The sequence below is a fragment of the Comamonas humi genome (assembly GCF_054782535.1).
Genome location: NZ_BAAGSH010000004.1, coordinates 228073 through 248638 on the forward strand (window position 1 = coordinate 228073; position 20566 = coordinate 248638).

Annotated in this window: 22 protein-coding genes; 10 read left to right on the top strand and 12 right to left on the bottom strand. The window is 67.2% G+C overall.

Annotation, left to right across the window (positions count from 1 at the left end):
* The first annotated feature begins 72 nt into the window (after window positions 1-72).
* The 6 genes from ACYVKR_RS03990 (at window position 73) to dusA (ending at window position 6104) form a co-directional block, all read left to right on the top strand.
* Complete coding sequence (locus ACYVKR_RS03990; protein WP_460479500.1) at window positions 73-1197, top strand: branched-chain amino acid ABC transporter substrate-binding protein; 1125 nt, start codon at window positions 73-75, stop codon at window positions 1195-1197.
* Between the two features lie 103 nt (window positions 1198-1300).
* Window positions 1301-2230 (top strand): ABC transporter permease, encoded by a 930-nt coding sequence (gene livH, locus ACYVKR_RS03995; protein ID WP_460479501.1) that lies wholly within the window; start codon window positions 1301-1303, stop codon window positions 2228-2230.
* Window positions 2230-3456 (top strand): ABC transporter permease family protein, encoded by a 1227-nt coding sequence (gene livM / locus ACYVKR_RS04000; protein WP_460479502.1) that lies wholly within the window; start codon window positions 2230-2232, stop codon window positions 3454-3456. Before livH ends, livM begins: the two co-directional genes overlap by 1 nt.
* A 37-nt stretch (window positions 3457-3493) precedes the next feature.
* On the top strand, window positions 3494-4261 hold the full coding sequence (livG, locus tag ACYVKR_RS04005) for a high-affinity branched-chain amino acid ABC transporter ATP-binding protein LivG (protein WP_460479503.1): 768 nt from the start codon (window positions 3494-3496) through the stop codon (window positions 4259-4261).
* 8 nt (window positions 4262-4269) lie between these two features.
* Window positions 4270-4971 (top strand): ABC transporter ATP-binding protein, encoded by a 702-nt coding sequence (locus tag ACYVKR_RS04010; RefSeq protein WP_460479570.1) that lies wholly within the window; start codon window positions 4270-4272, stop codon window positions 4969-4971.
* 149 nt (window positions 4972-5120) lie between these two features.
* Window positions 5121-6104, top strand: coding sequence for a tRNA dihydrouridine(20/20a) synthase DusA (dusA, locus tag ACYVKR_RS04015; protein ID WP_460479504.1), 984 nt, complete (start codon window positions 5121-5123; stop codon window positions 6102-6104).
* 72 nt (window positions 6105-6176) lie between these two features.
* Here the strand turns inward: dusA and ACYVKR_RS04020 are convergent, their stop codons facing one another.
* The 6 genes from ACYVKR_RS04020 to thiO form a co-directional block, all read right to left on the bottom strand.
* Window positions 6177-6728: an NADPH-dependent FMN reductase gene (locus ACYVKR_RS04020; RefSeq protein ID WP_460479505.1), complete on the bottom strand. Its 552-nt coding sequence runs from the start codon at window positions 6726-6728 to the stop codon at window positions 6177-6179.
* Window positions 6729-6840: 112 nt separating this feature from the next.
* Window positions 6841-8361, bottom strand: a complete 1521-nt coding sequence (locus tag ACYVKR_RS04025; RefSeq protein ID WP_460479506.1) for a 3-hydroxyacyl-CoA dehydrogenase — start codon at window positions 8359-8361, stop codon at window positions 6841-6843.
* 23 nt (window positions 8362-8384) lie between these two features.
* The gene (locus ACYVKR_RS04030; RefSeq protein WP_460479507.1) at window positions 8385-9293 is read right to left on the bottom strand and encodes a beta/alpha barrel domain-containing protein; all 909 of its coding nucleotides are present in this window, start codon (window positions 9291-9293) and stop codon (window positions 8385-8387) included.
* A gap of 18 nt (window positions 9294-9311) precedes the next feature.
* Complete coding sequence (locus ACYVKR_RS04035; protein ID WP_460479508.1) at window positions 9312-10118, bottom strand: thiazole synthase; 807 nt, start codon at window positions 10116-10118, stop codon at window positions 9312-9314.
* Window positions 10119-10233: 115 nt separating this feature from the next.
* A complete protein-coding gene (gene thiS / locus ACYVKR_RS04040) occupies window positions 10234-10434 on the bottom strand; it encodes a sulfur carrier protein ThiS (protein ID WP_460479509.1) in 201 nt (66 codons plus the stop codon).
* A 13-nt stretch (window positions 10435-10447) separates the two neighbouring features.
* Window positions 10448-11569 (bottom strand): glycine oxidase ThiO, encoded by a 1122-nt coding sequence (gene thiO / locus ACYVKR_RS04045; RefSeq protein ID WP_460479510.1) that lies wholly within the window; start codon window positions 11567-11569, stop codon window positions 10448-10450.
* A gap of 268 nt (window positions 11570-11837) precedes the next feature.
* Between thiO and thiD the strand changes: the two genes are divergently transcribed.
* Entirely contained in the window at window positions 11838-12695 is an 858-nt protein-coding gene (gene thiD / locus ACYVKR_RS04050) for a bifunctional hydroxymethylpyrimidine kinase/phosphomethylpyrimidine kinase (RefSeq protein WP_460479511.1), read from the top strand.
* A 145-nt stretch (window positions 12696-12840) separates the two neighbouring features.
* A complete protein-coding gene (locus tag ACYVKR_RS04055; RefSeq protein WP_460479571.1) occupies window positions 12841-13449 on the top strand; it encodes an ankyrin repeat domain-containing protein in 609 nt (202 codons plus the stop codon).
* A gap of 413 nt (window positions 13450-13862) precedes the next feature.
* On the opposite strand, the gene ACYVKR_RS04060 is transcribed toward ACYVKR_RS04055, so the two are convergent.
* Window positions 13863-14468, bottom strand: a complete 606-nt coding sequence (locus tag ACYVKR_RS04060) for a gamma-glutamylcyclotransferase (RefSeq protein ID WP_460479512.1) — start codon at window positions 14466-14468, stop codon at window positions 13863-13865.
* Between the two features lie 300 nt (window positions 14469-14768).
* Between ACYVKR_RS04060 and ACYVKR_RS04065 the strand changes: the two genes are divergently transcribed.
* On the top strand, window positions 14769-15776 hold the full coding sequence (locus tag ACYVKR_RS04065; protein ID WP_460479513.1) for a D-2-hydroxyacid dehydrogenase family protein: 1008 nt from the start codon (window positions 14769-14771) through the stop codon (window positions 15774-15776).
* Here the strand turns inward: ACYVKR_RS04065 and ACYVKR_RS04070 are convergent.
* Window positions 15745-16407 carry a DsbA family protein gene (locus ACYVKR_RS04070; protein ID WP_460479514.1) on the bottom strand — a complete coding sequence of 221 codons (663 nt, stop codon included), beginning with the start codon at window positions 16405-16407 and terminating at the stop codon, window positions 15745-15747. The genes ACYVKR_RS04065 and ACYVKR_RS04070 overlap by 32 nt on opposite strands.
* Window positions 16404-17297, bottom strand: a complete 894-nt coding sequence (locus tag ACYVKR_RS04075) for an MBL fold metallo-hydrolase (RefSeq protein ID WP_460479515.1) — start codon at window positions 17295-17297, stop codon at window positions 16404-16406. The genes ACYVKR_RS04070 and ACYVKR_RS04075 overlap by 4 nt, the downstream gene beginning before the upstream one ends.
* Before the next feature lie 122 nt (window positions 17298-17419).
* Between ACYVKR_RS04075 and ACYVKR_RS04080 the strand changes: the two genes are divergently transcribed.
* Window positions 17420-18337: a LysR family transcriptional regulator gene (locus ACYVKR_RS04080; protein ID WP_460479516.1), complete on the top strand. Its 918-nt coding sequence runs from the start codon at window positions 17420-17422 to the stop codon at window positions 18335-18337.
* A gap of 1 nt (window position 18338) precedes the next feature.
* Here ACYVKR_RS04080 and ACYVKR_RS04085 read toward each other — a convergent pair whose 3' ends face one another.
* From ACYVKR_RS04085 to ACYVKR_RS04095, 3 genes are all read right to left on the bottom strand, one after another.
* Window positions 18339-18758, bottom strand: a complete 420-nt coding sequence (locus tag ACYVKR_RS04085) for a hypothetical protein (RefSeq protein WP_460479517.1) — start codon at window positions 18756-18758, stop codon at window positions 18339-18341.
* A gap of 60 nt (window positions 18759-18818) precedes the next feature.
* Window positions 18819-19448, bottom strand: coding sequence for a uracil phosphoribosyltransferase (upp, locus tag ACYVKR_RS04090; protein WP_460479518.1), 630 nt, complete (start codon window positions 19446-19448; stop codon window positions 18819-18821).
* Between the two features lie 66 nt (window positions 19449-19514).
* Window positions 19515-20489: a threonine/serine dehydratase gene (locus ACYVKR_RS04095; protein WP_460479519.1), complete on the bottom strand. Its 975-nt coding sequence runs from the start codon at window positions 20487-20489 to the stop codon at window positions 19515-19517.
* Window positions 20490-20566: the final 77 nt, after the last annotated feature.

A 20566-nucleotide genomic window follows, 5' to 3' on the forward strand; every position in this document is an offset into this window, starting at 1 on the left:
GTCACTCGCGAAAAACATTATTGTCGTAACGATAATGACGCGATCCCACCTGTTTGTGTAAAGGATATGAGCATGAAAGTCCCGTTTCGTCTGAATTCTGTCGTGGTCGCAGCCGGCTTCGCTGCCAGCCTGCTGGCCGGTGCAGCGCATGCGCAGAACATCAAGATCGCCATGGTGCTGCCCGCCACCGGCCCGGTGACGCAGTACGGCGACATGGTCAAGGAAGGCGTGGAGACCGCCGTCGAGGAGATCAATGCCGCCGGCGGCATCAACGGCAACAAGCTCGAAGCCGTGGTGGTGGACGATGCCTGCGAACCCAAGCAGGGCCCGGTAGCCGCGAACCGCGTGGTCAACGCCAAGATCCACTACGTGGTGGGCCCGGTGTGCTCCGGCGCGTCGATCGCCGCCGCCCCCATCTACAACAACGAAGGCGTGGTCGTGGTGACCCCGTCGGCCACGTCGCCCGCGCTGACCGAAGGCAAGAACTTCACCTACATCTTCCGCACCATCGGCCGTGACGACCAGCAGGGTCCGTTCGCCGCCAAGTTCATCGCCGAGAAGATCAAGCCCAAGAAGGTTGCCGTGCTGCATGACAAGCAGGCCTATGGCCAGGGCATCGCCTCGGCCGTGCGCGACACGCTGAAGGCCGCCGGCACCAACGTGGCGCTGTTCGAAGGCATCAACGCCGGCGACAGCGACTACTCCGCCGTCATCACCAAGCTCAAGAGCGCCGGCGTGGACTTCGTCTACTACGGCGGCTACCACCCCGAAATGGGCCTGCTGCTGCGCCAGGCCGGCGAGCAGGGCCTGAAGGTGCGCATGATGGGCCCCGAGGGCGTGGGCAACCCCGAGATCAACGCCATCGGCGGCGCCGCCATCGAAGGCATGCTGGTGACGCTGCCGGCCGACTTTGCCTCCAACCCCAAGAACGCGGCCGTGGTCAAGGCGTTCAAGGACAAGAAGCGCGATCCGTCCGGTGCATTCCAGATGAACTCCTACGCCGCCGTGAAGGTGATCGCCGAGAGCATCAAGGCCGTGGGCAACGACTCCGCCAAGGTGGCCAAGCACATGCACACCGCCACCTTCGACACCCCGCTGGGCAATCTGGCCTGGGATGCCAAGGGCGACCTGAAGGCCTACGACTTCCAGGTGTTCCAGTGGCACAAGGACGGCAGCAAGTCGCCAGCCACCAAGTAACTGCTGATTGCGCATCGCAAGGCATGGCTCTAAAACATAGGGCCATGCCTTCTTGTTTTGGCCCGCAACATGGGCCAATCCTCTTGTTGACGAGTGGTTTCGTATGAGTGATTTTTTGCCTCAATTCATACAGCAGCTGTTCAATGGCCTGTCGCTGGGCGCGATCTACGCGATGGTGGCCATTGGATACACGATGGTGTATGGAATTATTGGAATGATCAATTTCGCCCATGGCGAGATTTACATGATCGGCGCCTACATCGGCCTGGTCACGCTGTCGGCGATCGGCACGCAAAGCGGCATTCCGGTCTATCTGGTGGTCGGCGCCATGCTGCTGGTGGCGGTGGCGCTCACGGCCGTCTATGGCTATGCGGTCGAGCAGGTGGCATACAAGCCGCTGCGCAGCAGCCCGCGCCTGGTCGCGCTGATCTCGGCGATCGGCATGTCCATCTTCTTGCAGAACTGGGTGGCCCTGGGCCAGGGCGCGCGCGACATGGCCGTGCCGGCGCTGATCCCCGGCACCTTCACCTTTGGTGGCGGCGACGGAGGGTTTGAGATCTACGTGCCCTACACCCGCATGCTCATCATCGTGGTCGCCGTCGTGCTGATGGTGGCGCTCACGCTGTTCATCCGCCATTCGCGCATGGGCCGTGCGTCGCGCGCCTGCGCGCAGGACATGCAGATGGCCAACCTGCTGGGCATCGACACCAACAAGGTCGTGTCCTTCACCTTCGTGCTCGGCGCCATCCTGGCGGCCGTGGGCGGGGTGCTGATCGCGCTGGCGATCGGCAAGCTCAATCCCTACATCGGTTTCGTGGCCGGCATCAAGGCCTTCACGGCGGCAGTGCTGGGCGGCATCGGCAGCATTCCCGGCGCCATGCTGGGCGGCGTGCTGCTGGGCGTGGCCGAGACCATGGCGGCGGCCTACATCTCGTCGGAGTACAAGGACATCGTGGCCTTCGGCCTGCTGGTGCTGATCCTGCTGTTCAGGCCCACCGGCCTGCTGGGCAAACCCGAGGTGGAGAAGGTCTGATGAAAACCAGGATCAAAGACTCCATCATCGCCGCCATCCTGGCGGGCCTGGTCGTGCTGCCCATCTTCGGCCTGCAGCTGCAGCGCCGCGGTGGCCGCAACTTCCTGGAGCCGCACTGGAACTACGTGATCGGTGCCATCGTCATCGTGTTCCTGTTCCAGCTGGTCAAGCCGCTGTTCGCCAGCCGCCTCAAGCAGGGCTGGCTGCCGGCGCTGCCGCAGGTGCAGCCGGGCGGCCGGCGCGCGCTGATGCTGCTGGTGTTGCTGGCGGCCGTCATCTGGCCGTTCTTCTCGGGCCGCAACGCGGTGGACATCGCCACGCTGGCGCTGATCTACGTGATGCTGGGCCTGGGCCTGAACATCGTGGTCGGCTTTGCCGGCCTGCTGGACCTGGGCTTCGTCGGCTTCTACGCCGTGGGCGCCTATACCTATGCGATGCTGTTCCACTGGGCCGGCTGGAGCTTCTGGGAGGCGTTGCCGTTTGCGGGAGCCACCTCAGCGCTGTTCGGCTTCGTGCTCGGCTTTCCGGTGCTGCGCCTGCGCGGCGACTACCTGGCCATCGTGACGCTGGGCTTCGGCGAGATCATCCGCCTGCTGCTGGTCAACCTGGTGGACTTCACCGGCGGGCCGGACGGCATCTCGGGCCTGGCCAAGCCGACGGTGTTCGGCCTGGAGATGGCGCGCAACCCCAGCACCGAGGGCGGCACGACCTTCCACCAGTTCTTCGGGCTGGAGTTCAATTCGCTGCACATGGTGATCTTCCTGTACCTGATGGCGCTGCTGCTGGCGTTGGTCACGCTGTGGATCTCGAACCGCCTGATCCGCATGCCCATCGGCCGTGCCTGGGAGGCGCTGCGCGAGGACGAGGTGGCCTGCAAGTCGCTGGGCCTGAACCCGATGAAGATCAAGCTCTCGGCCTTCACGCTGGGCGCGATGTTCGCGGGCTTCGGCGGCGCCTTCTTCGCCGCGCGCCAGGGCATCGTGAACCCCGAATCGTTCAGCTTCATCGAGTCGGCGCTGATCCTGGCCATTGTGGTGCTGGGCGGCATGGGCTCGCAGCTGGGCGTGATCATCGCGGCCATCCTGATCACCGTGCTGCCAGAGCTGGCGCGCGAGTTCTCGGAGTACCGCATGCTGATCTTCGGCCTGGTGATGATCCTGATGATGATCTGGCGTCCGCAGGGCCTGTTCCCGATGAAGCGGCACCAGACCGAGCTCAAGCAGTAACCCGTAAACACGGTATCAACGCATTGGAGAAGTGTTTATGAGTGACGCTATTTTGAAGGTCAACGGCCTGTGCATGCGCTTTGGCGGCTTGCTGGCCGTGGACCATGTGGCCATGGAGATCAAGCCGCAGGAGATCTTCGCCATCATCGGCCCCAACGGGGCCGGCAAGACCACGGTGTTCAACTGCATCAGTGGTTTCTACAAGCCCACCGAAGGGCAGGTCGAGCTGGCCGGCAAGTCCATCGCGGGCCTGTCCAGCCACGAGGTGGCCAACCACGGTGTGGTGCGCACCTTCCAGAACGTGCGCCTGTTCAAGGGCATGACGGTGCTGGAGAACCTGCTCGTCGCGCAGCACCAGCAGGTCAAGCGCGGGCTGCTGTCCGGCCTGTTCAAGACCCGCGCCTACCGCGAGGCCGAGGACAAGGCCGTGGCCCAGGCCGCGCACTGGCTCGACGTGATGGGCCTGCGCGCCTTCGCCAACCGCGAGGCGGGCAATCTGGCCTACGGCCACCAGCGGCGGCTGGAGATCGCGCGCTGCATGATCACCAGTCCCAAGCTGCTGATGCTGGACGAACCGGCCGCCGGCCTGAACCCGCAGGAGAAGGTCGAGCTGCAGCACCTCATCAACGACCTGCGCCGCGACTACGGCGTGACCGTGCTGCTCATCGAGCACGACATGAGCCTGGTGATGGGCGTGTCCGAGCGCATCCTGGTGATGGAGTACGGCAAGCCCATCGCGATGGGCCTGCCGGCGGAAATCCGCAGCAACGAGCGTGTGATCAAGGCATATCTGGGGGAATCGTGATGCAGCCGATGTTGGAGATTCAGAACGTCAGTACACATTACGGTGCGATCTGTGCCGTCAACGACGTGAGCCTGCACGTGAACCAGGGCGAGATCGTCTCGCTGATCGGCAGCAACGGCGCGGGCAAGACCACCTTGCTGATGACGGTGTGCGGCAACCCGCGGGCCAGCAGCGGAACGATCCGCTTCGAGGGTGAGGAGATCGTGGGCCAGGACTCGCACCTCATCATGCGCAAGGGCATCGCCATCTCGCCCGAGGGGCGCCGCGTATTCAAGGACCTGACCGTGGTCGAGAACCTGCAGATGGGCGCCTTCTTCCTGAACAAGGACGAGACCGCCAAGGGCATCGAGTATGTCTACGGCCTGTTCCCGCGCCTGAAGGAGCGCGCCGAGCAGCGCGCGGGCACCATGTCCGGCGGCGAGCAGCAGATGCTGGCCATCGGCCGCGCGCTGATGTCCAAGCCGCGTCTGCTGCTGCTCGACGAGCCCACGCTGGGCCTGGCGCCGCTGATCATCGCGCAGATCTTCGAGATCATCAAAACCGTGCGCGAGCAGGGCGTGACCGTGTTCCTGGTGGAGCAGAACGCCAACCAGGCCCTGCAGATCGCCGACCGCGGCTATGTGCTCGAGAACGGCCGCGTGGTGCTCGAGGATTCGGGCGCCAGCCTGCTGGCCAATCAGGACATCCGCAAGGCCTACCTGGGCGGCTGAAAAACCCTGCGCCCGCTTGGCATCCGCCCGCGGCGGGATAATGCAGCCTGTGAACACCCCGGACTGGTATCCGGGGTGTTTTTCTTTGACGACCAACAGCCATGAGCGAACCTAGAAATTGGGACCGGGCGCAGCGTCCCTATCCGGCCATGTCCGTGGCCCCCATGATGGACTGGACCGATAGAGGCTGCCGTTATTTCCACCGCCTGCTGTCGCGCCACGCCTTGCTCTACACCGAGATGGTGACCACCGGCGCGCTGATCCACGGCGATGTGGCGCGCCACCTGCGCTTCCACGACGCGGAGCACCCGGTGGCGCTGCAGCTCGGCGGCAGCGAGCCGGCCGACCTGGCGCAGTGCGCGCAGATGGCGCAGCAATGGGGCTACGACGAGGTGAACCTGAACTGCGGCTGCCCCAGCGAGCGCGTGCAGCGCGGCGCCTTCGGTGCCTGCCTGATGAACGAGCGCGAGCTGGTGGCCGACTGCGTGAAGGCCATGCGCGACGTGGTGGACATCCCCGTCACCGTCAAGCACCGCATCGGCATCGACAAGGAAGAGAGCTACGGCTTCGTGCGCGATTTCGTCGGCAGCGTGGCCGAGGCCGGCTGCGAGGTCTTCATCGTCCATGCCCGCAATGCCTGGCTCAAGGGCCTGTCGCCCAAGGAGAACCGCGAGATCCCGCCGCTGCGCTACGAGGTGGTGGCGCGGCTCAGGCAGGACTTTCCGCAGCTCACCATCGCCGTCAACGGCGGCATCGCCACCGATGCGCTGGTGCAGCAGCAGCTGGAGCAGGTCGATGGCGTGATGGTCGGCCGTGAGGCCTACCACAACCCCTGGTGGCTGGCCAGTTGGGATGCGTCGTACTTCGGCGCCGAGCCCAGTGGCATCACGCGCGAGTGGGTCGAGGAAGAGATGGTGCGCTACATGGAGCGCGAAGCGGCCGAGCACGGCACGCACTGGTATTCGATTGCCCGGCACATGCTGGGCCTGCGCCATGGCCTGCCCGGCGCGCGCCGCTGGCGCCAGGCATGGAGCGACCACCGCCTGAAGACGCTGCCGCCGCATGAGGTGATGCGCCTGGCCCGCACCAAGCCGGCGCGTCCAACGTCCGAAGCCGAGACAGTTTCGATCTGATTACTATCAAAAAAATAGCTTCCAGCGCTTGATGGACAAGCGCTGGAAGCTATTTTTATGCTAAATACGGATTCAGGCCGCCTGCTTGCGCACCCAGGCGGTGTACTTGTCCATCCACTTCTGCAGGAACTCGCGGCTGGCCTCGGCGATGCTGCCGTCGGCGTTGAACATGCCTTCGCGCATCTGCAGGAACATCTCGGGCTGGCCCATGGTCGGCACGTCGAGGAAGGCCAGCACGTTGCGCAGGTGCTGCTGCGCCATCGAGGTGCCCGCGGCGCCGGGCGAGATGCCCATCACGCCGGCCGGCTTGCCCGCCCACACGCTCTGGCCCCAGGGGCGCGAGCCCTGGTCGAGCGCGTTCTTCATCGCGGCGGGCAGCGAGCGGTTGTGCTCAGGCGTGACGAACAGCACGCCCTGCGACTGCTTGATCGTGTCCTTGAAGCGGTTCACCACGTCGGGCACGGCGCTGTCCTGGTCCTGGTTGTACAGCGGCAGCTCGTTGATGGGCACGATCTGCAGGCTGAAGTCCTGCGGCGCGAGCTTGATCACGGCGTTGGCCAGCTGGCGGTTGAAGGAATCCTTGCGCAGGCTGCCAACGATGACGGCGATGTGGTATTGGGCCATGGTGTGTCCGTTTCGAAAGGGTGTTTCAGGCGAAATGCCGCAGCCGGGCGGGCCGGCTGGCGGCACGGGCCAAGCTTAGCAGGCGGCAAAGCAGGCCGTGTGTCAGACGTTTTTACTCTTCTTCGTGCAGCAGGCTCAGCCCGATGGCGCCGCGCCGGCGCAGCCAGGGGCTGGGGCGGTAGCGGGTGTCGCCGTAGACGGTCTGCAGGTTGAAGAGGATCTCCAGCACGTTCGTCGGGCCGATGGCGTTGCCCATGGCCAGCGGGCCCAGCGGGTAGCCCAGGCCCAGCGTCACGGCGGTCTCCAGGTCGGCCGGGCTGCACAGGCCCTGCTGGCACATGTCGCTGGCGATGTTGACGATGTGCGCCACCACGCGCTGGGTGACGAAGCCGCCGCTGTCGCGCACCACGCTCACGGCCTTGCCGTCGCTGGCGAAGAGGGCGTGGGCGGCGTCGCGCATGTCGCGGCGCGTGGCCGGTGTGGTGGCCAGCACGCGGCGGCGGGTGGCGGCGTCGTCCAGCATCATGTCGATGCCCACGACGCGCGCCGGATCGAGCCGCTCGACGGCGGCCACGGTGGTCATGTCGAAGCCCAGCGGCGCCACCAGGATCAGCGCCTGCGACGAGGGCGCCTGCGCGGTCTCGATGCGCGCGCCTAGGTTCTTCAGCAGCTGGTACAGCTCGGCGCGGCGGGCGGCGCGCGGCGACACCCACACCGGCGGCAGCTCGGCCACCTGCGGCACGGGCGGCTCGGGCGGTACCTGCTGCTGGCCGTTTTCGTAGCGGTAGAAGCCGGCACCGGTCTTGCGGCCCAGCAGGCCGGCCGTCATGCGCTGCGCGGCCTGGGCGCTGGGGCGCAGGCGCGGCTCGTCGTAGAACTGGCGGTAGATGGACTCCATCGCGGTGTGCGAGATGTCCAGGCCGGTCAGGTCCATCAGCTCGAACGGGCCGAGCTTGAAGCCCATCTGGTCGCGCAGGATGCGGTCCACCGTGGCGAAGTCGGCCACGCTCTCGCCGACGAGGCGCAGCGACTCGGTGCCGTAGCCCCGGCCCGCGTGGTTGACGATGAAGCCCGGCATGTCGCAGGCCGTGACCGGCGTGTGGCCCATGCTCTTGACGTAGCCGGTGAGCGCATCCACCACCGCGGCGTCGCTGTGCGTGGCGGGGATGACCTCGACCAGGCGCATCAGCGGCACCGGGTTGAAGAAATGCAGCCCGGCGCAGCGGCCCGGGCGCTTGAGCGGCTTGGCGATGGCCGTCACCGACAGCGACGAGGTGTTGCTGGCCAGCACGCAGCTTTCGCCGACGATGGCTTCGAGCGCGCTGAAGAGGGCGACCTTGGCGTCCAGCCGCTCGACGATGGCCTCGATCACCAGGTTGCAGCCGGCCAAGGCCTGCAGGCTGTCGGCAGCCTTCAGGCCGGCCGTCCAGCCGGCGAGCTGCTCGGCGCTGCACTTGCCCTTGGCCTGCATCTTCTGCCACTGCTCGGTGACGGACTGGATGGCCGCGGCCACGGCTTCGGGCTGCTGGTCGAACAGCAGCACCTGGCTGCCGGCCTGGGCGGCCATCTGCGCAATGCCGCGCCCCATGGCGCCCGCGCCGACCACGGCGACCTGTGGGAAGAATGCGTTCATGTGATCTCCTTAGGCCTCCGAGTTTATGCGGCCAGGCGCTGCATCAGCGCCTGCGCGGCCTGCTCGGGATGGTCGGCGTTGACGATGGCGCGCACCACGGCGATGGAGCCCACGCCGCTCTGGCGCACCTGGCTAAACTGCTCGGCGCCGATGCCGCCGATGGCCACCTGCGGGTAGCTGCGGGTGAGCTCGGCGTAGTGCATCAGCCGCGCCAGGCCTTGCGGCACGGTAGCCATCTGCTTGAGCGTGGTGGGGAAGACCGCGCCCATCGCGATGTAGCTGGGCACGGCCTGGCTGGCGCGCACCATCTCGGCGTAGCCGTGGGTGCTGATGCCCAAACGGACGCCCGAGGCGCGCAGCTCCTGCAGCTCGTCGGGGCTGAGGGCGTCCATGTCCTCCTGGCCCAGGTGCACGCCGTAGCTGCCGGCGGCAATCGCCTCGCGCCAGTGGTCGTTGATGAACAGCAGCGCATCGGTACCCTGCACGGCCCGCACGGCGGCCTGGATCTCGGCGCGGACGGCCTCGGCGTCGGCTGACTTGAAGCGCAGCTGCACCGTGGGTACGCCGGCGCGCGCCATGCGGCCCACCCATTCGGCCGTGGGCAGCACCGCGTACAGGCCCAGCGCGCGCGGGCAGGCGGCGAAAGCCGGCGCGCTGCCGCTCACATGCAGGCCGAAGTCGGCCGGTGTGGCCGGCCAGGCGTTGGCGTCGAAATGGCTGGTGCGCAGGCTCTGGCGGTACCAGGCCGAGGCCAGGCAGTCGGCATCGATGGCGATGAAGCCCAGCCGGCTGCACGCGGCCAGCGCGCCGCGGTAGACCGGCTCGTCGGCCCACAGGTGCGGGCCGGGCGCGGGCGCAGGCTGTGGCGGAAAGTCGGCAAAGGCCTGCTGGTGCGCGGCGACGATGGCCTGCTCGATGGCGTCAGGTGTCATGGCGTTCCTGTGTTCTTCTTAATTGTTGTGCCAGAAAGGCATGCCCAGAACGGGGGTGCTGGCCTGGGCTGCGTCCTGCGCCTGCATGGCGCCGGCGCGCCAGGCGGTGTGGCCGGCATCGACGGCATCGGCAAAGGCGCCGGCCATGGCCACCGGGTCTTGCGACAAGGCCACGGCGGTGTTCAGCAGCACGGCGTCGAAGCCCCATTCCATCACCTGGCAGGCGTGCGAGGGCAGGCCCAGCCCGGCGTCGACGATCAGCGGCACGTTCAGCCGGCTGCGCAGCATCTGCATCGCATACGGGTTGACGGGGCCGCGGCCGGTGCCGATGGGCGCGGCCCAGGGCATCACGGCCTGGCAGCCCACGTCCACCAGGCGCTGGCACAGCACCAGGTCGTAGGTGGTGTAGGGCAGCACGTAAAAGCCATCGTTGATGAGGATGGACGCGGCCTCGACCAGGTTCAGCGTGTCGGGCTGCAGCGTGTAGTCGTCGCCGATCAGCTCGAGCTTGATCCACGGCGTGTCGAAGACCTCGCGCGCCATCTGCGCGGTGGTCACGGCCTCCTGGATGCTCATGCAGCCGGCGGTGTTGGGCAGCACCGGTACGTTCAGGCTGCGCAGCAGCTCCCAGAAATGGCTGCCGGTCTCGGCCGCGTTGCTGCCCTGGCGGCGCAGCGAGGCGGTGACCATGGCCGGCCGGGCGCGTTCGACGGCCGCCTCGAGCACGGCGGGCGACGGGTAGCGCGAGGTGCCCAGCAGCAAACGGCTGTCGAAGCTCTGGCCGTAGAGCGTGAGGCTGTCAGGGGAAGAAGAGGATGTGCTCATGTCAGTATGTTATTGATAGCTGCTGGCGCTTGCCTTGCAATGAATTCAAAGGGGTTTGGTATTGAATCCGGTGTACAGCAAGCGCAGGCAGCTATGGTTTTTATAGGCGTGGTGGTCAGCCGCCGGTCACCGGCGCGATGATTTCCAGCTTGTCTCCGGCCTGCAACTGCTGGGCGGCGTAGCGCCCCTTGGGCACGAACTGGGTGTTGACGGCCACGGCGAACGGCGGGCGCGGCTGCCACTGCGCCAGCGCCTCGGCCACGGTGGCGCCGGGCGGCAGCTCGGCGGGCTGGTTGTTGATCAGGATCTGGATCATGCGGGTCTCTGTCTCAATGTGGTATCTGTTCGGGTGCGCTCAGCCCCAGGCGGACGGCCAGCGGCGAGGTGCCTTTGGTCAGCAGCTCCAGCGTCGCGTCGAGCATCGCCGGCGCGATCATGAAGCCGTGGCGGTACAGGCCGTTGACCTCGAGCACCCGCGGCTGCACCAGGCGCACCGCCGGCAGATTGTCGGGCAGCGCCGGGCGGCACTGTACGTTGATCTCGAGGATGCGCGCCTCGGCAAAGCCGCTGTGCACGGTGTAGGCGGCGCTCATCAGCTCCATGGCCGAGCGCACGCTGGCGGGCGACATGTCGTCGCTCTCGATCTCGGTGGCGCCGATCACGAAATAGTGGTCTTCCTTGGGCGCGATGTAGATCGGGTAGCGCGGGTGCATCAGCCGGGTGGGGCGGCTGAGCGGCACCTCCGGCGCATGCACGCGCAGCACCTCGCCGCGCACGCCGCGCAGCCCGGGCCACTGCGGGCGCGCGCCCAGGCCGCGGCAGTCGATCACCCAGTCGGGCTGGCCCGGCGTGCCGGGGCGGAAGTCGGCGATCTCGCGCTCGGTGTTCCAGTGCAGCTGCACACCGCGCGCGGCCAGCGTGTCGGCCAGCGCCTGCAGCAGCTGGCGGTTGTCGAGCTGGCCTTCGCCCGGCAGGTAGTAGCCCTGGAAGAAGCGCTCGGCCAGCGCCGGCTCGGTCTGCGCCAGGCCGCCGCGGTCCAGCGCCTGCAGCGGCGGCAGCTCGGGGATGGCGGCCTGCGTGCGCTCCAGCATGCCGCGAAAGCGCTGCGCCTCGGCGGCGTCCTGGCGGTGCCAGACCACCATCGTGCCCTCGCGCTGCAGGTACACCGGCTGCGAGAGCTGCGCCAGCAGCTCGGGCCAGCGGGTGAGGGCGTAGTGGCCCATGCGCACCACGCAGGGCTCGGTCACGGCGGATTCGGCCAGCGGCGCCAGCATGGCGGCGGCCACGCGCGCGGCGGCATGCTCGGCCTGCGGCCCGCCGCGGTCATACAGCGCCACCGCATGTCCGGCACGCGACAGCTCCAGCGCCAGCAGACGGCCCATGAGGCCGCCGCCGACGATGGCGATCAAGGCTTGTTCAGGTAGCAAGGCGAGCGATCCCCTATTTGTCATCACGCCGCAGGGTGCGGCAACGCAGCAAAGCCGGGACAAAACGGGTGTTGTCTGCGAAAACTCCCCACGCCAGCATGACCTGGATCGGGTAACGGAGCGGCCAGCGCGGCCCTGCTCCAGGGTGTGATCTCAGTCGCGCGGCTCCCATGCAGGCATGGAGGCTGCGGACACCCCTGTTTCATCCTCACCTCGCATTACAGCATACGAGGCGGCCCGGCGGGGGCAAACCCGCGCAAGTCGCAGCAACATCATGGATAATTTCGCCCTTATGCCTACCGAATCCACCCTTCCCGCCACACGGGCGCGCTATGCGCGCGTGCTGTCCATCGCCGGCTCCGACAGCGGCGGCGGCGCGGGCATCCAGGCCGACCTCAAGACCATGAGCGCCCTGGGCTGCTACGGGATGACGGCCATCACCGCGCTCACCGCGCAGAACACCCAGGGCGTGCGCGGCATCCATGGCGTGCCGCCCGAGTTCCTGCGCCTGCAGCTCGACGCGGTGCTCGACGACATCGGCGCCGACGCCGTCAAGATCGGCATGCTGCATGCGCCCGAGATCGTGCAGGAGGTGGCCGGCGCCATCGACCGCCACGGCCTGCGCAACGTGGTGCTCGACCCGGTCATGGTCGCCACCAGCGGCGACCGCCTGATCGCCGAGGCCACCGTCGGCAAGCTGGTGCGCGAGCTGTTCCCGCGCGCCGCGCTGGTCACGCCCAACCTGGACGAGGCCGGCCTGCTGCTCGGCCGCCCGATTGCGGGCGTCGATGAACTCGAAGGCGCCGCCCAGGCGCTGCTCGCCATGGGCGCGCCGGCCGTGCTCATCAAGGGGGGCCATCTGCCGGGCGACGAGGTGGTGGACCTGCTGGCGCTGGCCGACGGCACGCGGCTGCGCATGGCGGCCGCTCGCATCCGCACCCACAACGGTCACGGCACCGGCTGCACGCTGTCGTCCGCCATCGCCTCGTACCTGGCGCTGGGGCAGCCGCTGGCGCAGGCGGTGCAGCAGGCGCGCACCTACATCCTCGGCGCCATCGCGGCGGGTGCCCATGTGCACACCGGCCGCGGGCACGGTCCGCTGAACCATGGCTACGAACCCCAGAAGCAGGCGGTCATCGATGAAGCCTGAAATCCCCGCGCAGCGCACGCGGCAGCGCCGGCGCTCCGCGCTGTCCCTGACCGTGGCCGTGTCCCTGGGCTGCCTGGTGTCGGCAGCCCTGCTGGATGCGCACATCCAGCCATCGCTGGCCCAGAACCAGCCGGAGACCCAGGCCATGCCACCCCATGCAAAGCAGGCGCAGCCGTTGTGGACGGCGGCATCGGAAGGCAACGTGGCCGCCGTGCGCGCGCAACTCGACGCCGGTGTGCCGGTGGATGCGGTGGACGCGCGCGGCAACACCGCGCTGCTGATGGCCACGGCCCGCGGCCAGGTGGATGCGGCGCGGCTGCTGATTGAGCGCGGCGCCAACGTCAACCACCAGAACGACATGCTCGACAGTGCCTACCTGCTGGCCGGCGCCCAGGGGCGGCTGGAAATCCTGCAGCTCACGCTGGCGCACGGTGCCGATCTGCGCAGCACCAACCGCTACGGTGGCACGGCGCTGATTCCCGCCTGCGAGCGCGGCCATGTGGAAGTGGTGCGCGCACTGATTGCAGCGGGCGTGGACGTGAACCACGTCAACCGCTTGGGCTGGACGGGGCTGCTCGAAGCGGTCATCCTGGGCGATGGCGGCGCGCGCCACCAGAATATCGTGCGCCAACTGCTGGCCGCAGGCGCCAATCCCAACCTGGCCGACAAGGACGGCGTGACGCCGCTGGCCCACGCCAAGCGCAAGGGCCAGGATGCGGTGGCAGGCATGCTGCAAGCGGCCGGTGGGCGGTGAGTGCATGCCGGTTGAATGTTTTTTGCCGGGTAATTTGATTTTTCTTAAATTATCGAAAATATCGGGTTTTTGCTAGCCGGGTGTCAACGGCAGCCAAAGCGTCCGCGTTGTAGGTACATCGTATGGAGGTTTTTGTTATGAACACCACTGCTAATTTCTCGATCTGGCCCGAAGACGAACGTGATCGCAAGCGCGCTCCCGCCGCTCTCTGACCGTTCTTTCACCATTCACCACCCCTTGAGAGACCCATCCGCCGAATAGATGCAAGCCCAGGCTCTGCCATCCGTTCCCTGATGCCGCCAGACACCGCTTCTGGTTCCCTTTAGGTCTCACCCCTCCGAAACTCCGCCAGTGCCGGCCCTTCCGCCAGGATGGATGCTGCGTGGCGGAGTTTTGCGTTCTGCCCGGCTGGTTTACGCCGCGTCGGCGGCCGAATACTGCAGCACCCGCTCCAAGGCCCGGTCGTGTATGCCTTGCTCCAACAGCGCCGAGTAGGTGGTGCGCGCATAGTCCAGCGTGCTGCCGTAGATGCCATGGGCAACGGCGAAGATATGGCGGTAGTCGTCTTCCGAGAGCAGGCCGGTATGGCGCGGGCTGTCCTTGGGCAGGGTGAAGGCCAGCGCCTTCACCGATCCCTGCCCCGTCTGGCAGTCGAGCCAGCGCGGCTCATACTCGGCCGTGGCCATTTCGCGCTGCCACAGGCGCGGCATCATCTCCGGCACATGTTGGCTGGCAATGCGAAACGCCATGCCGCGGCAGCTGCCGCCCGAGAACATGCCGAAGACCAGGCCCGGGCACTCGGGCGTGCCTCGGTTGAGGTGGCTCCACATCTTCAGCGCGCGATGCCAGCCGTATACCCGCGCGTGGCGCTGCTCCAGGTACTGGAATTCCGGTCGCCAGATCAGCGAACCATACGCAAAGACCCACATGTCCTGCTCGCCACCCCATTCGTGCAGCGTACGCTGCAGCAGCTGCTCGGGGTCTTGGGTGCGGTTCGGGCCGGGGATCTTGTTTGCCATGACTGCAAATGCGTACTTGTCTTGCCAGTATCAATAGATATAGCACTGCAGCGGCTGCAATGCTAGCGATTTGGCTGGGTTCGGTGGGATTGTTCGGGGAAAGCAACAGTGGCAGAGCCCCTGGCGCCGGGCTGGACTCCTACCACCGCGTTCTTACAGATAGAGAGAAAATATCTCGTGTGAACGCTATGATGTTAGGAGTAGGCGCATGCGGATGGCGCTGCGCCAGCTTATCATCGGGAATGTCAACCATGTTGGCTTGACGGATTCCCCTGGCGTTCGAGGAAAGAGCCCCGCAGTATGAATATCGTGATCTTGGATGATTACCAGGATGCCGTGCGCAAGCTACGGTGCGCCGAGCATTTGGACCCGTACTCGGCCAAGGTATACACCAACACGGTCAAAGGGCTGGGACAATTATCGGTGCGCCTGCGCGATGCCGACATCATCGTGCTGATCCGCGAGCGCACCCACATCAACAAGCTGCTGCTCGAGAAGCTGCCACGCCTCAAGCTGATTGCACAGACCGGCCGTGTCGGCCCGCACGTGGACCTGACCGCCTGCACCGAGCGCGGCGTGGCGGTGGCCGAGGGCGTGGGATCGCCCGTGGCGCCGGCCGAGCTGACCTGGGCACTGATCATGGCGGCGGCCCGGCGCCTGCCGCAGTATGTGGCCAACCTCAAGCACGGTGCCTGGCAGCAGTCCGGCTTCAAGGCGGGGTCCATGCCGCCCAATTTCGGCCTGGGCACGCTGCTGCGGGGCCGCACGCTGGGCATCTGGGGCTACGGCAAGATCGGCCAGCTGGTCGCCGGCTACGGCAAGGCCTTCGGCATGGAGGTGTGCATCTGGGGCAGCGATGCCTCGCGCGCCAAGGCCTTGTCGGACGGCTACCGCGTCGCACAGAGCAAGGAAGCCTTTTTCTCGCAGTGCGACGTGCTGTCGGTGCACCTGCGGCTCACGCCGCAGACGCAAGGCATCATCTCGTTCGAAGACCTGTCGATGATGAAGCCCACGGCGCTGTTCGTGAATACCTCGCGCGCCGAGCTGGTGCAGCCGGACGCGCTGATCGCCGCGCTGAACCGCTGCCGGCCGGGACTCGCCGCCGTCGATGTGTTCGAGAGCGAACCCATCCTGCAGGGGCATGCACTGCTACGGCTCGAGAACTGCATCTGCACGCCGCACATCGGCTATGTGGAGCAGGATAGCTACGAGCTGTACTTCGGCGCTGCCTTCGACAACGTGGTGAACTTCATCAAGGGGCGGCCGAGCAATATCGTCAATCCGGGCGCGCTGCAGGTAAGGCGCTAGCCAGCGCCGCGGCGAAGGCCTCGGGCTTGCCGAGCCAGCCGCTCAGGTCGATGGGCTGCAGCGGCGCGTCCGGTGCCGTCTGCAGGGCCAGCGTGGGAAAGCCCTGGCCTCCGGCCATCTCCAGCAGGCGCCGGCTCTGCACGAAATGGGCTTCGGTCGGCGCGCCTTCCAGCTGAGCATAGGCCTGGGCAAAACCAGCCTCCGGCAAGCCCAGTTCCGCCGCCAGCGACTGCAGCACGGGCAGGTCGGCGATGCGCCGCCCTTGCACATAGTGCGCCTTCTGCAGGCGCTGCAGCATGGCCAGCCCCTGGCCAGCCAGCTGTTCGGCCGCGAGGATGGCCGTGGTGGGTGGGGCCGAGTCCAGCCATGCCGTCGTATCGCTCAGCAAACCATCGGTATAGCCCGGGCCAAACACCTGGTCCGTCATCTGCGCGATGCGCCGGTCGTGCGGCAGCACGTAGCCGCGCCAGTCGGGGGTGATGCGCCGGCGGCGTTCGCCGGTCATCATGCCGCCGCCATGCAGGGCGATGCGCAGGCCGGGCAACTGCTGCACGGCGGCAACCAGCGGCGCGGCCGCATAGCACCAGCCGCACAGCGGATCGTAGATATAGTGCAGGGTGTTGCTCGTCATTGCGGCCACTTCATTTCTCCCTTGATGACCTTGGCGCCCATGTCCAGGCTGCCATCGCCGGGCAGGCCGGGGTAGCGCTGCTTCATGGCGGCGACCAGTTCTTGCGAGTCCTTGGCCTGGGCGGCGGCGCGTTCGAACTGCGACAGGTAGTCGGCCGTGAACTGCACCGATTCCAGGCCTTGCGGGGCCTTGCCGTCCTTGAGGCGGTAGTGGCCCGGCACCACGGTTCGGGGCTGCAGCGCGGTGATGTCGCTCAGCGTCTGCTGCCAGTATGCACGCGATTCGGGCGTCTGCGAGTCGGCCATCCAGACGTGGGCGTTGGCGCTCACGACCACGCCGCCGACCACGGCGCGCAGGCTGGGAATCCACATATAGCTGCGCTCGGGCTGCGGGCCCTTCAGGCCCTTGATCTCGAGGCGCTTGCCTTCCAGCAGCAGGTGGTCGGTGTTCAGCACCTGCGGCACCACGACCTTCTGCGGTGCGTTGTCCTTCAGCTTGGGGCCCCAGAAGGCCAGCTTGCCGTCCTTGCTGGCCTCGATGGCGGCCACGGTCTGCGGCGTGGCGACGATGCGGGCCTGCGGGAAGGCCGCCTGCAGCGTGTCCAGGCCGAAGTAGAAATCCGGGTCGCTGTGGCTGATGTAGATCGTGGTGAGCTTCTTGCCGCTGGCCTTGACCATGTCCACCAGCTTCTGCGCATCGTTCTTCTGGAACTGCGCATCGATCAGGATGGCTTCGCGCGCGCCGGTCACCAGCTCTGACGACACTGCGAACATCGACTGGGTGTCGGGGTTGTAGACCTGCAGTTGCAGCGGGGCTGCGGCCTGGGCGCTGCCCCAGGCGGCGAAGAGGCCTGCGATCACGGAGACGGTGGCGAAGGTGCGGCGTTGCATGGCGAAGGTTCCTTGGATGGTTGCTGGATCAACGAAATATATTAGGTTGCATGAGGAAAATAAAATAGCTATCGAGTTGCAATGGATTGTTGCGTAAATCGGTGAAATTTGGGGGAGAAGCCATGGACAGGATACGGGCTGCCGAGGTGTTCGTCACCGTGGTGGAGCGGGGCAGCATGGCCGCGGCGGCCGAGGCGCTCGGCATGTCGCGCGCCATGGTCACCCGCTACCTGGCCGAGATGGAGGCCTGGGCCGGTGCCCGGCTGCTGCACCGCACGACGAGAAGGCTGAGCCTGACGGCGGCGGGCGAGGCCACACTCGCGCGCAGCCAGCAGTTGCTGCAGGTGTCGGCGCAGATGCGCGGCGCGGCCGACCTGGAAACCGACGAGCCGCGCGGCAGCCTGCGCCTGGCCTGCGCGCCGTCGCTGGCGCAGGCCAGCGTGGCGGCCGCGGTGGCGCAGTACCTGCAGCGCCATCCGCACACCACGGTGGATCTGCAGCTGAGCTACCGTACGGTGAACCTGGTGGAGGAGCGCATCGACCTGGCACTGCGCATCACCGGCGAGCTGGAGACGTCGATGATCGCCCGGCCGCTGGCCACCTGCGAGTCGGTGGTCTGTGCGGCGCCGGCCTACCTGCAGCGCCATGGCGCGCCGCGCACGCTGGCCGAGCTGTCGCAGCACAACTGCCTGGCGTATTCGTACTACGGCCGCAACTGGTGGCGCTTCGAGGCCGAGGCCGGGCAGCCGGCGCAGGCCGTGGCCGTCTCGGGCAACCTGGTGGCGGACGACTCGGTGGCGCTGCTGCAGGCGGCCCTGCAGGGCGCGGGCATCGGCCTGCAGCCACGCTACAGCGCGGCGCCGCACCTGCGCAGCGGTGAGCTGGTGGAGTTGCTGCCGCAGCATGTGCCCGAGGATCTGACGGTGTATGGTGTCTACCTGTCGCGCGACCGGCAGCCGGCCACCTTGCGCACAATGCTGGATTTCCTGGTGGACTGGTTCCAGACCGACACCGAGTGGCTGGCCGCGCAGCGGCCCTAGATCAGCCGCACTGGAAGGCGAGCGCCAGGCCGTTGTTGCCATCGGGCAGCCACACAGTGGCAGGCTGGGCGCTCAGGTCGAAGAAGCCGACGCAGTGCAGGGCCGCCAGTTCGAACGCACGCTCGCGCGCATGCGCGGCCTGGCTGGAGGCGAAGGCTGCGTAGACCAGGTGGCGGCCGATGCTGTAGTCGGTGAGCACACTCTCGTCGTCGGGCGGCTCGTCTTCGGCGAAGGGGCCGTTCAGCGCCGGGTAGGGGCCAATCATGTCCAGGAACCAGGCCTTGAGCGACGGGGAGGTGACGGCCGGGTCTTCGTAGTCGTGGTGCTCGGGCCATTCGGTCTGCGCGGCATACCACTGCGCAAAGGCCTGCGGCTCCCTGGGCGCGGCAGCGGGTGAAAACACCATCAGGTCGTAGCTCATGCGCGTCAACCTCCCTGAAAACTGACGATGGCGGAGCACGGGCTGCGCTCCGGACCGGTCTTACTTGGTGCCGAAGATGCGGTCACCCGCGTCGCCCAGGCCCGGCAGGATGTAGCCGTGGTCGTTGAGCTCGCGGTCGACGGCGGCGGTGTAGATGGGTACGTCCGGATGCGCCTTCTGCAGCGTGGCCACGCCTTCGGGCGCGGCCAGCAGGCACATGAACTTGATCGAGCGTGGCTTCAGCTGCTTGAGCCGGTCAATGGCGGCGGCGGCCGAGTTGCCGGTGGCCAGCATCGGGTCGACGACGACGATGTCGCGCTCGTTCATGGCATCGGGCATCTTGAAGTAGTACTCCACCGGCTGCAGCGTCTCGGGGTCGCGGTACAGGCCGATGTGGCCGATGCGCGCGCCGGGCACCAGGTTCAGCATGCCGTCGAGAAAGCCGTTGCCCGCGCGCAGGATGGAGACCAGCACCAGCTTCTTGCCATCGATGACCTTGCCGGTCATGGTCTCGAGCGGGGTTTCGATCTCGATGTCCGACAGCGGCATGTCGCGGGTGATCTCGTAGGCCATCAGGCTGGCCAGTTCACCCAGCAGGCGGCGGAAGCTGTTGGTGCTGGCCTCCTTGCGGCGCATCAGCGTCAGCTTGTGTTGCACCAGCGGGTGGTCGATCAGGTGGACTTGGCTCATGGTCGGCAGAAAACGTGAAAACGCCTGCATGGTAGCAGGCTGCGGAGGGCTTGCGCGGCAGTTGTTTCAGGTGCCGCCGTGGGCCAGCAGCTGCGCATAGCGGGCGAGGTCGACGTTGCCGCCGCTGATGAGGATGCCCACGCGCGCGCCATGCAGGTCTACGCCGCTGTGGCGCGCGCCGGCCAGGCTGAGCGCGCCGGTGGGCTCGACGACGAGCTTCATGCGCTCGGCATAGAAGCGCATGCTGTCCACCAGCTGCGCGTCGGTGGCGGTGACAATGTCGGTCACGCCCTGCCGGATGATGGCGAAGGTGAGGTTGCCAATGGCCTGGGTCTGCGCGCCGTCGGCAATCGTCGCCGGCGTGGCGATCTTCACGATCTCGCCGCGGCGCAGCGACTGCTGGGCGTCGTTGCCCGCCTGTGGCTCCACGCCGTAGACCTTGCACTGCGGCGCCAGCGCCCTGGCCGCGAGCAGGCTGCCCGACAGCAAACCGCCGCCGCCCAGGCAGACGAAGAAATAGTCCAGATCGGGCACGTCCTGCAGCAGCTCGAGCGCGGCCGTGCCCTGGCCGGCGATCACATGCGGGTGGTTGTAGGGCGGGATCAGCGTCATGCCGCGCTCGGCGGCGATGCGCTGGCTGGTGGCCTCGCGGTCCTCGGTGAAGCGGTCGTAGGTGATGACCTCGGCGCCATAGCCGCGCGTGGCCTCGATCTTGGCCGCCGGTGCGTCGCTGGGCATGACGATGGCGGCGGGAATGTCCAGCAGCCGGGCCGACAGCGCGATGGCCTGCGCGTGGTTGCCCGACGAGAAGGCCAGCACGCCGCGCCGGCGCTGCTCGGGCGTGAACTGCGCCAGGCTGTTGTAGCCGCCGCGGAACTTGAAGGCGCCCATGCGCTGCAGGTTTTCGCACTTGAAGAACCATTGCGTGCCGGTGCTGGCGTCGAGCTGGCGCGAGCGCATGACGGGCGTGCGGTGGGCGACGCCGTCCAGGCGCCGGGCGGCGGCCTCGACGTCGTGGAAGGTGGGGAGCAGGGTGGTCATGGGGTGTTCAGGATCGGTAAAGGCTATCGGGCCGGGAACGCGCATGGTAGCTCGCGGTAGCCCGCGAGACACGGCGC

Excerpts from the sequence above, each read along its gene's own strand:
- ACYVKR_RS03990 (WP_460479500.1), top strand. The coding sequence starts at position 73 with ATGAAAGTCCCGTTTCGTCTGAATTCTGTCGTGGTCGCAGCCGGCTTC.
- livH (WP_460479501.1), top strand. The coding sequence starts at position 1,301 with ATGAGTGATTTTTTGCCTCAATTCATACAGCAGCTGTTCAATGGCCTG.
- livM (WP_460479502.1), top strand. The coding sequence starts at position 2,230 with ATGAAAACCAGGATCAAAGACTCCATCATCGCCGCCATCCTGGCGGGC.
- livG (WP_460479503.1), top strand. The coding sequence starts at position 3,494 with ATGAGTGACGCTATTTTGAAGGTCAACGGCCTGTGCATGCGCTTTGGC.
- ACYVKR_RS04010 (WP_460479570.1), top strand. The coding sequence starts at position 4,270 with ATGTTGGAGATTCAGAACGTCAGTACACATTACGGTGCGATCTGTGCC.
- dusA (WP_460479504.1), top strand. The coding sequence starts at position 5,121 with ATGTCCGTGGCCCCCATGATGGACTGGACCGATAGAGGCTGCCGTTAT.
- ACYVKR_RS04020 (WP_460479505.1), bottom strand. The coding sequence starts at position 6,728 with ATGGCCCAATACCACATCGCCGTCATCGTTGGCAGCCTGCGCAAGGAT.
- ACYVKR_RS04025 (WP_460479506.1), bottom strand. The coding sequence starts at position 8,361 with ATGAACGCATTCTTCCCACAGGTCGCCGTGGTCGGCGCGGGCGCCATG.
- ACYVKR_RS04030 (WP_460479507.1), bottom strand. The coding sequence starts at position 9,293 with ATGACACCTGACGCCATCGAGCAGGCCATCGTCGCCGCGCACCAGCAG.
- ACYVKR_RS04035 (WP_460479508.1), bottom strand. The coding sequence starts at position 10,118 with ATGAGCACATCCTCTTCTTCCCCTGACAGCCTCACGCTCTACGGCCAG.
- thiS (WP_460479509.1), bottom strand. The coding sequence starts at position 10,434 with ATGATCCAGATCCTGATCAACAACCAGCCCGCCGAGCTGCCGCCCGGC.
- thiO (WP_460479510.1), bottom strand. The coding sequence starts at position 11,569 with ATGACAAATAGGGGATCGCTCGCCTTGCTACCTGAACAAGCCTTGATC.
- thiD (WP_460479511.1), top strand. The coding sequence starts at position 11,838 with ATGCCTACCGAATCCACCCTTCCCGCCACACGGGCGCGCTATGCGCGC.
- ACYVKR_RS04055 (WP_460479571.1), top strand. The coding sequence starts at position 12,841 with ATGCCACCCCATGCAAAGCAGGCGCAGCCGTTGTGGACGGCGGCATCG.
- ACYVKR_RS04060 (WP_460479512.1), bottom strand. The coding sequence starts at position 14,468 with ATGGCAAACAAGATCCCCGGCCCGAACCGCACCCAAGACCCCGAGCAG.
- ACYVKR_RS04065 (WP_460479513.1), top strand. The coding sequence starts at position 14,769 with ATGAATATCGTGATCTTGGATGATTACCAGGATGCCGTGCGCAAGCTA.
- ACYVKR_RS04070 (WP_460479514.1), bottom strand. The coding sequence starts at position 16,407 with ATGACGAGCAACACCCTGCACTATATCTACGATCCGCTGTGCGGCTGG.
- ACYVKR_RS04075 (WP_460479515.1), bottom strand. The coding sequence starts at position 17,297 with ATGCAACGCCGCACCTTCGCCACCGTCTCCGTGATCGCAGGCCTCTTC.
- ACYVKR_RS04080 (WP_460479516.1), top strand. The coding sequence starts at position 17,420 with ATGGACAGGATACGGGCTGCCGAGGTGTTCGTCACCGTGGTGGAGCGG.
- ACYVKR_RS04085 (WP_460479517.1), bottom strand. The coding sequence starts at position 18,758 with ATGAGCTACGACCTGATGGTGTTTTCACCCGCTGCCGCGCCCAGGGAG.
- upp (WP_460479518.1), bottom strand. The coding sequence starts at position 19,448 with ATGAGCCAAGTCCACCTGATCGACCACCCGCTGGTGCAACACAAGCTG.
- ACYVKR_RS04095 (WP_460479519.1), bottom strand. The coding sequence starts at position 20,489 with ATGACCACCCTGCTCCCCACCTTCCACGACGTCGAGGCCGCCGCCCGG.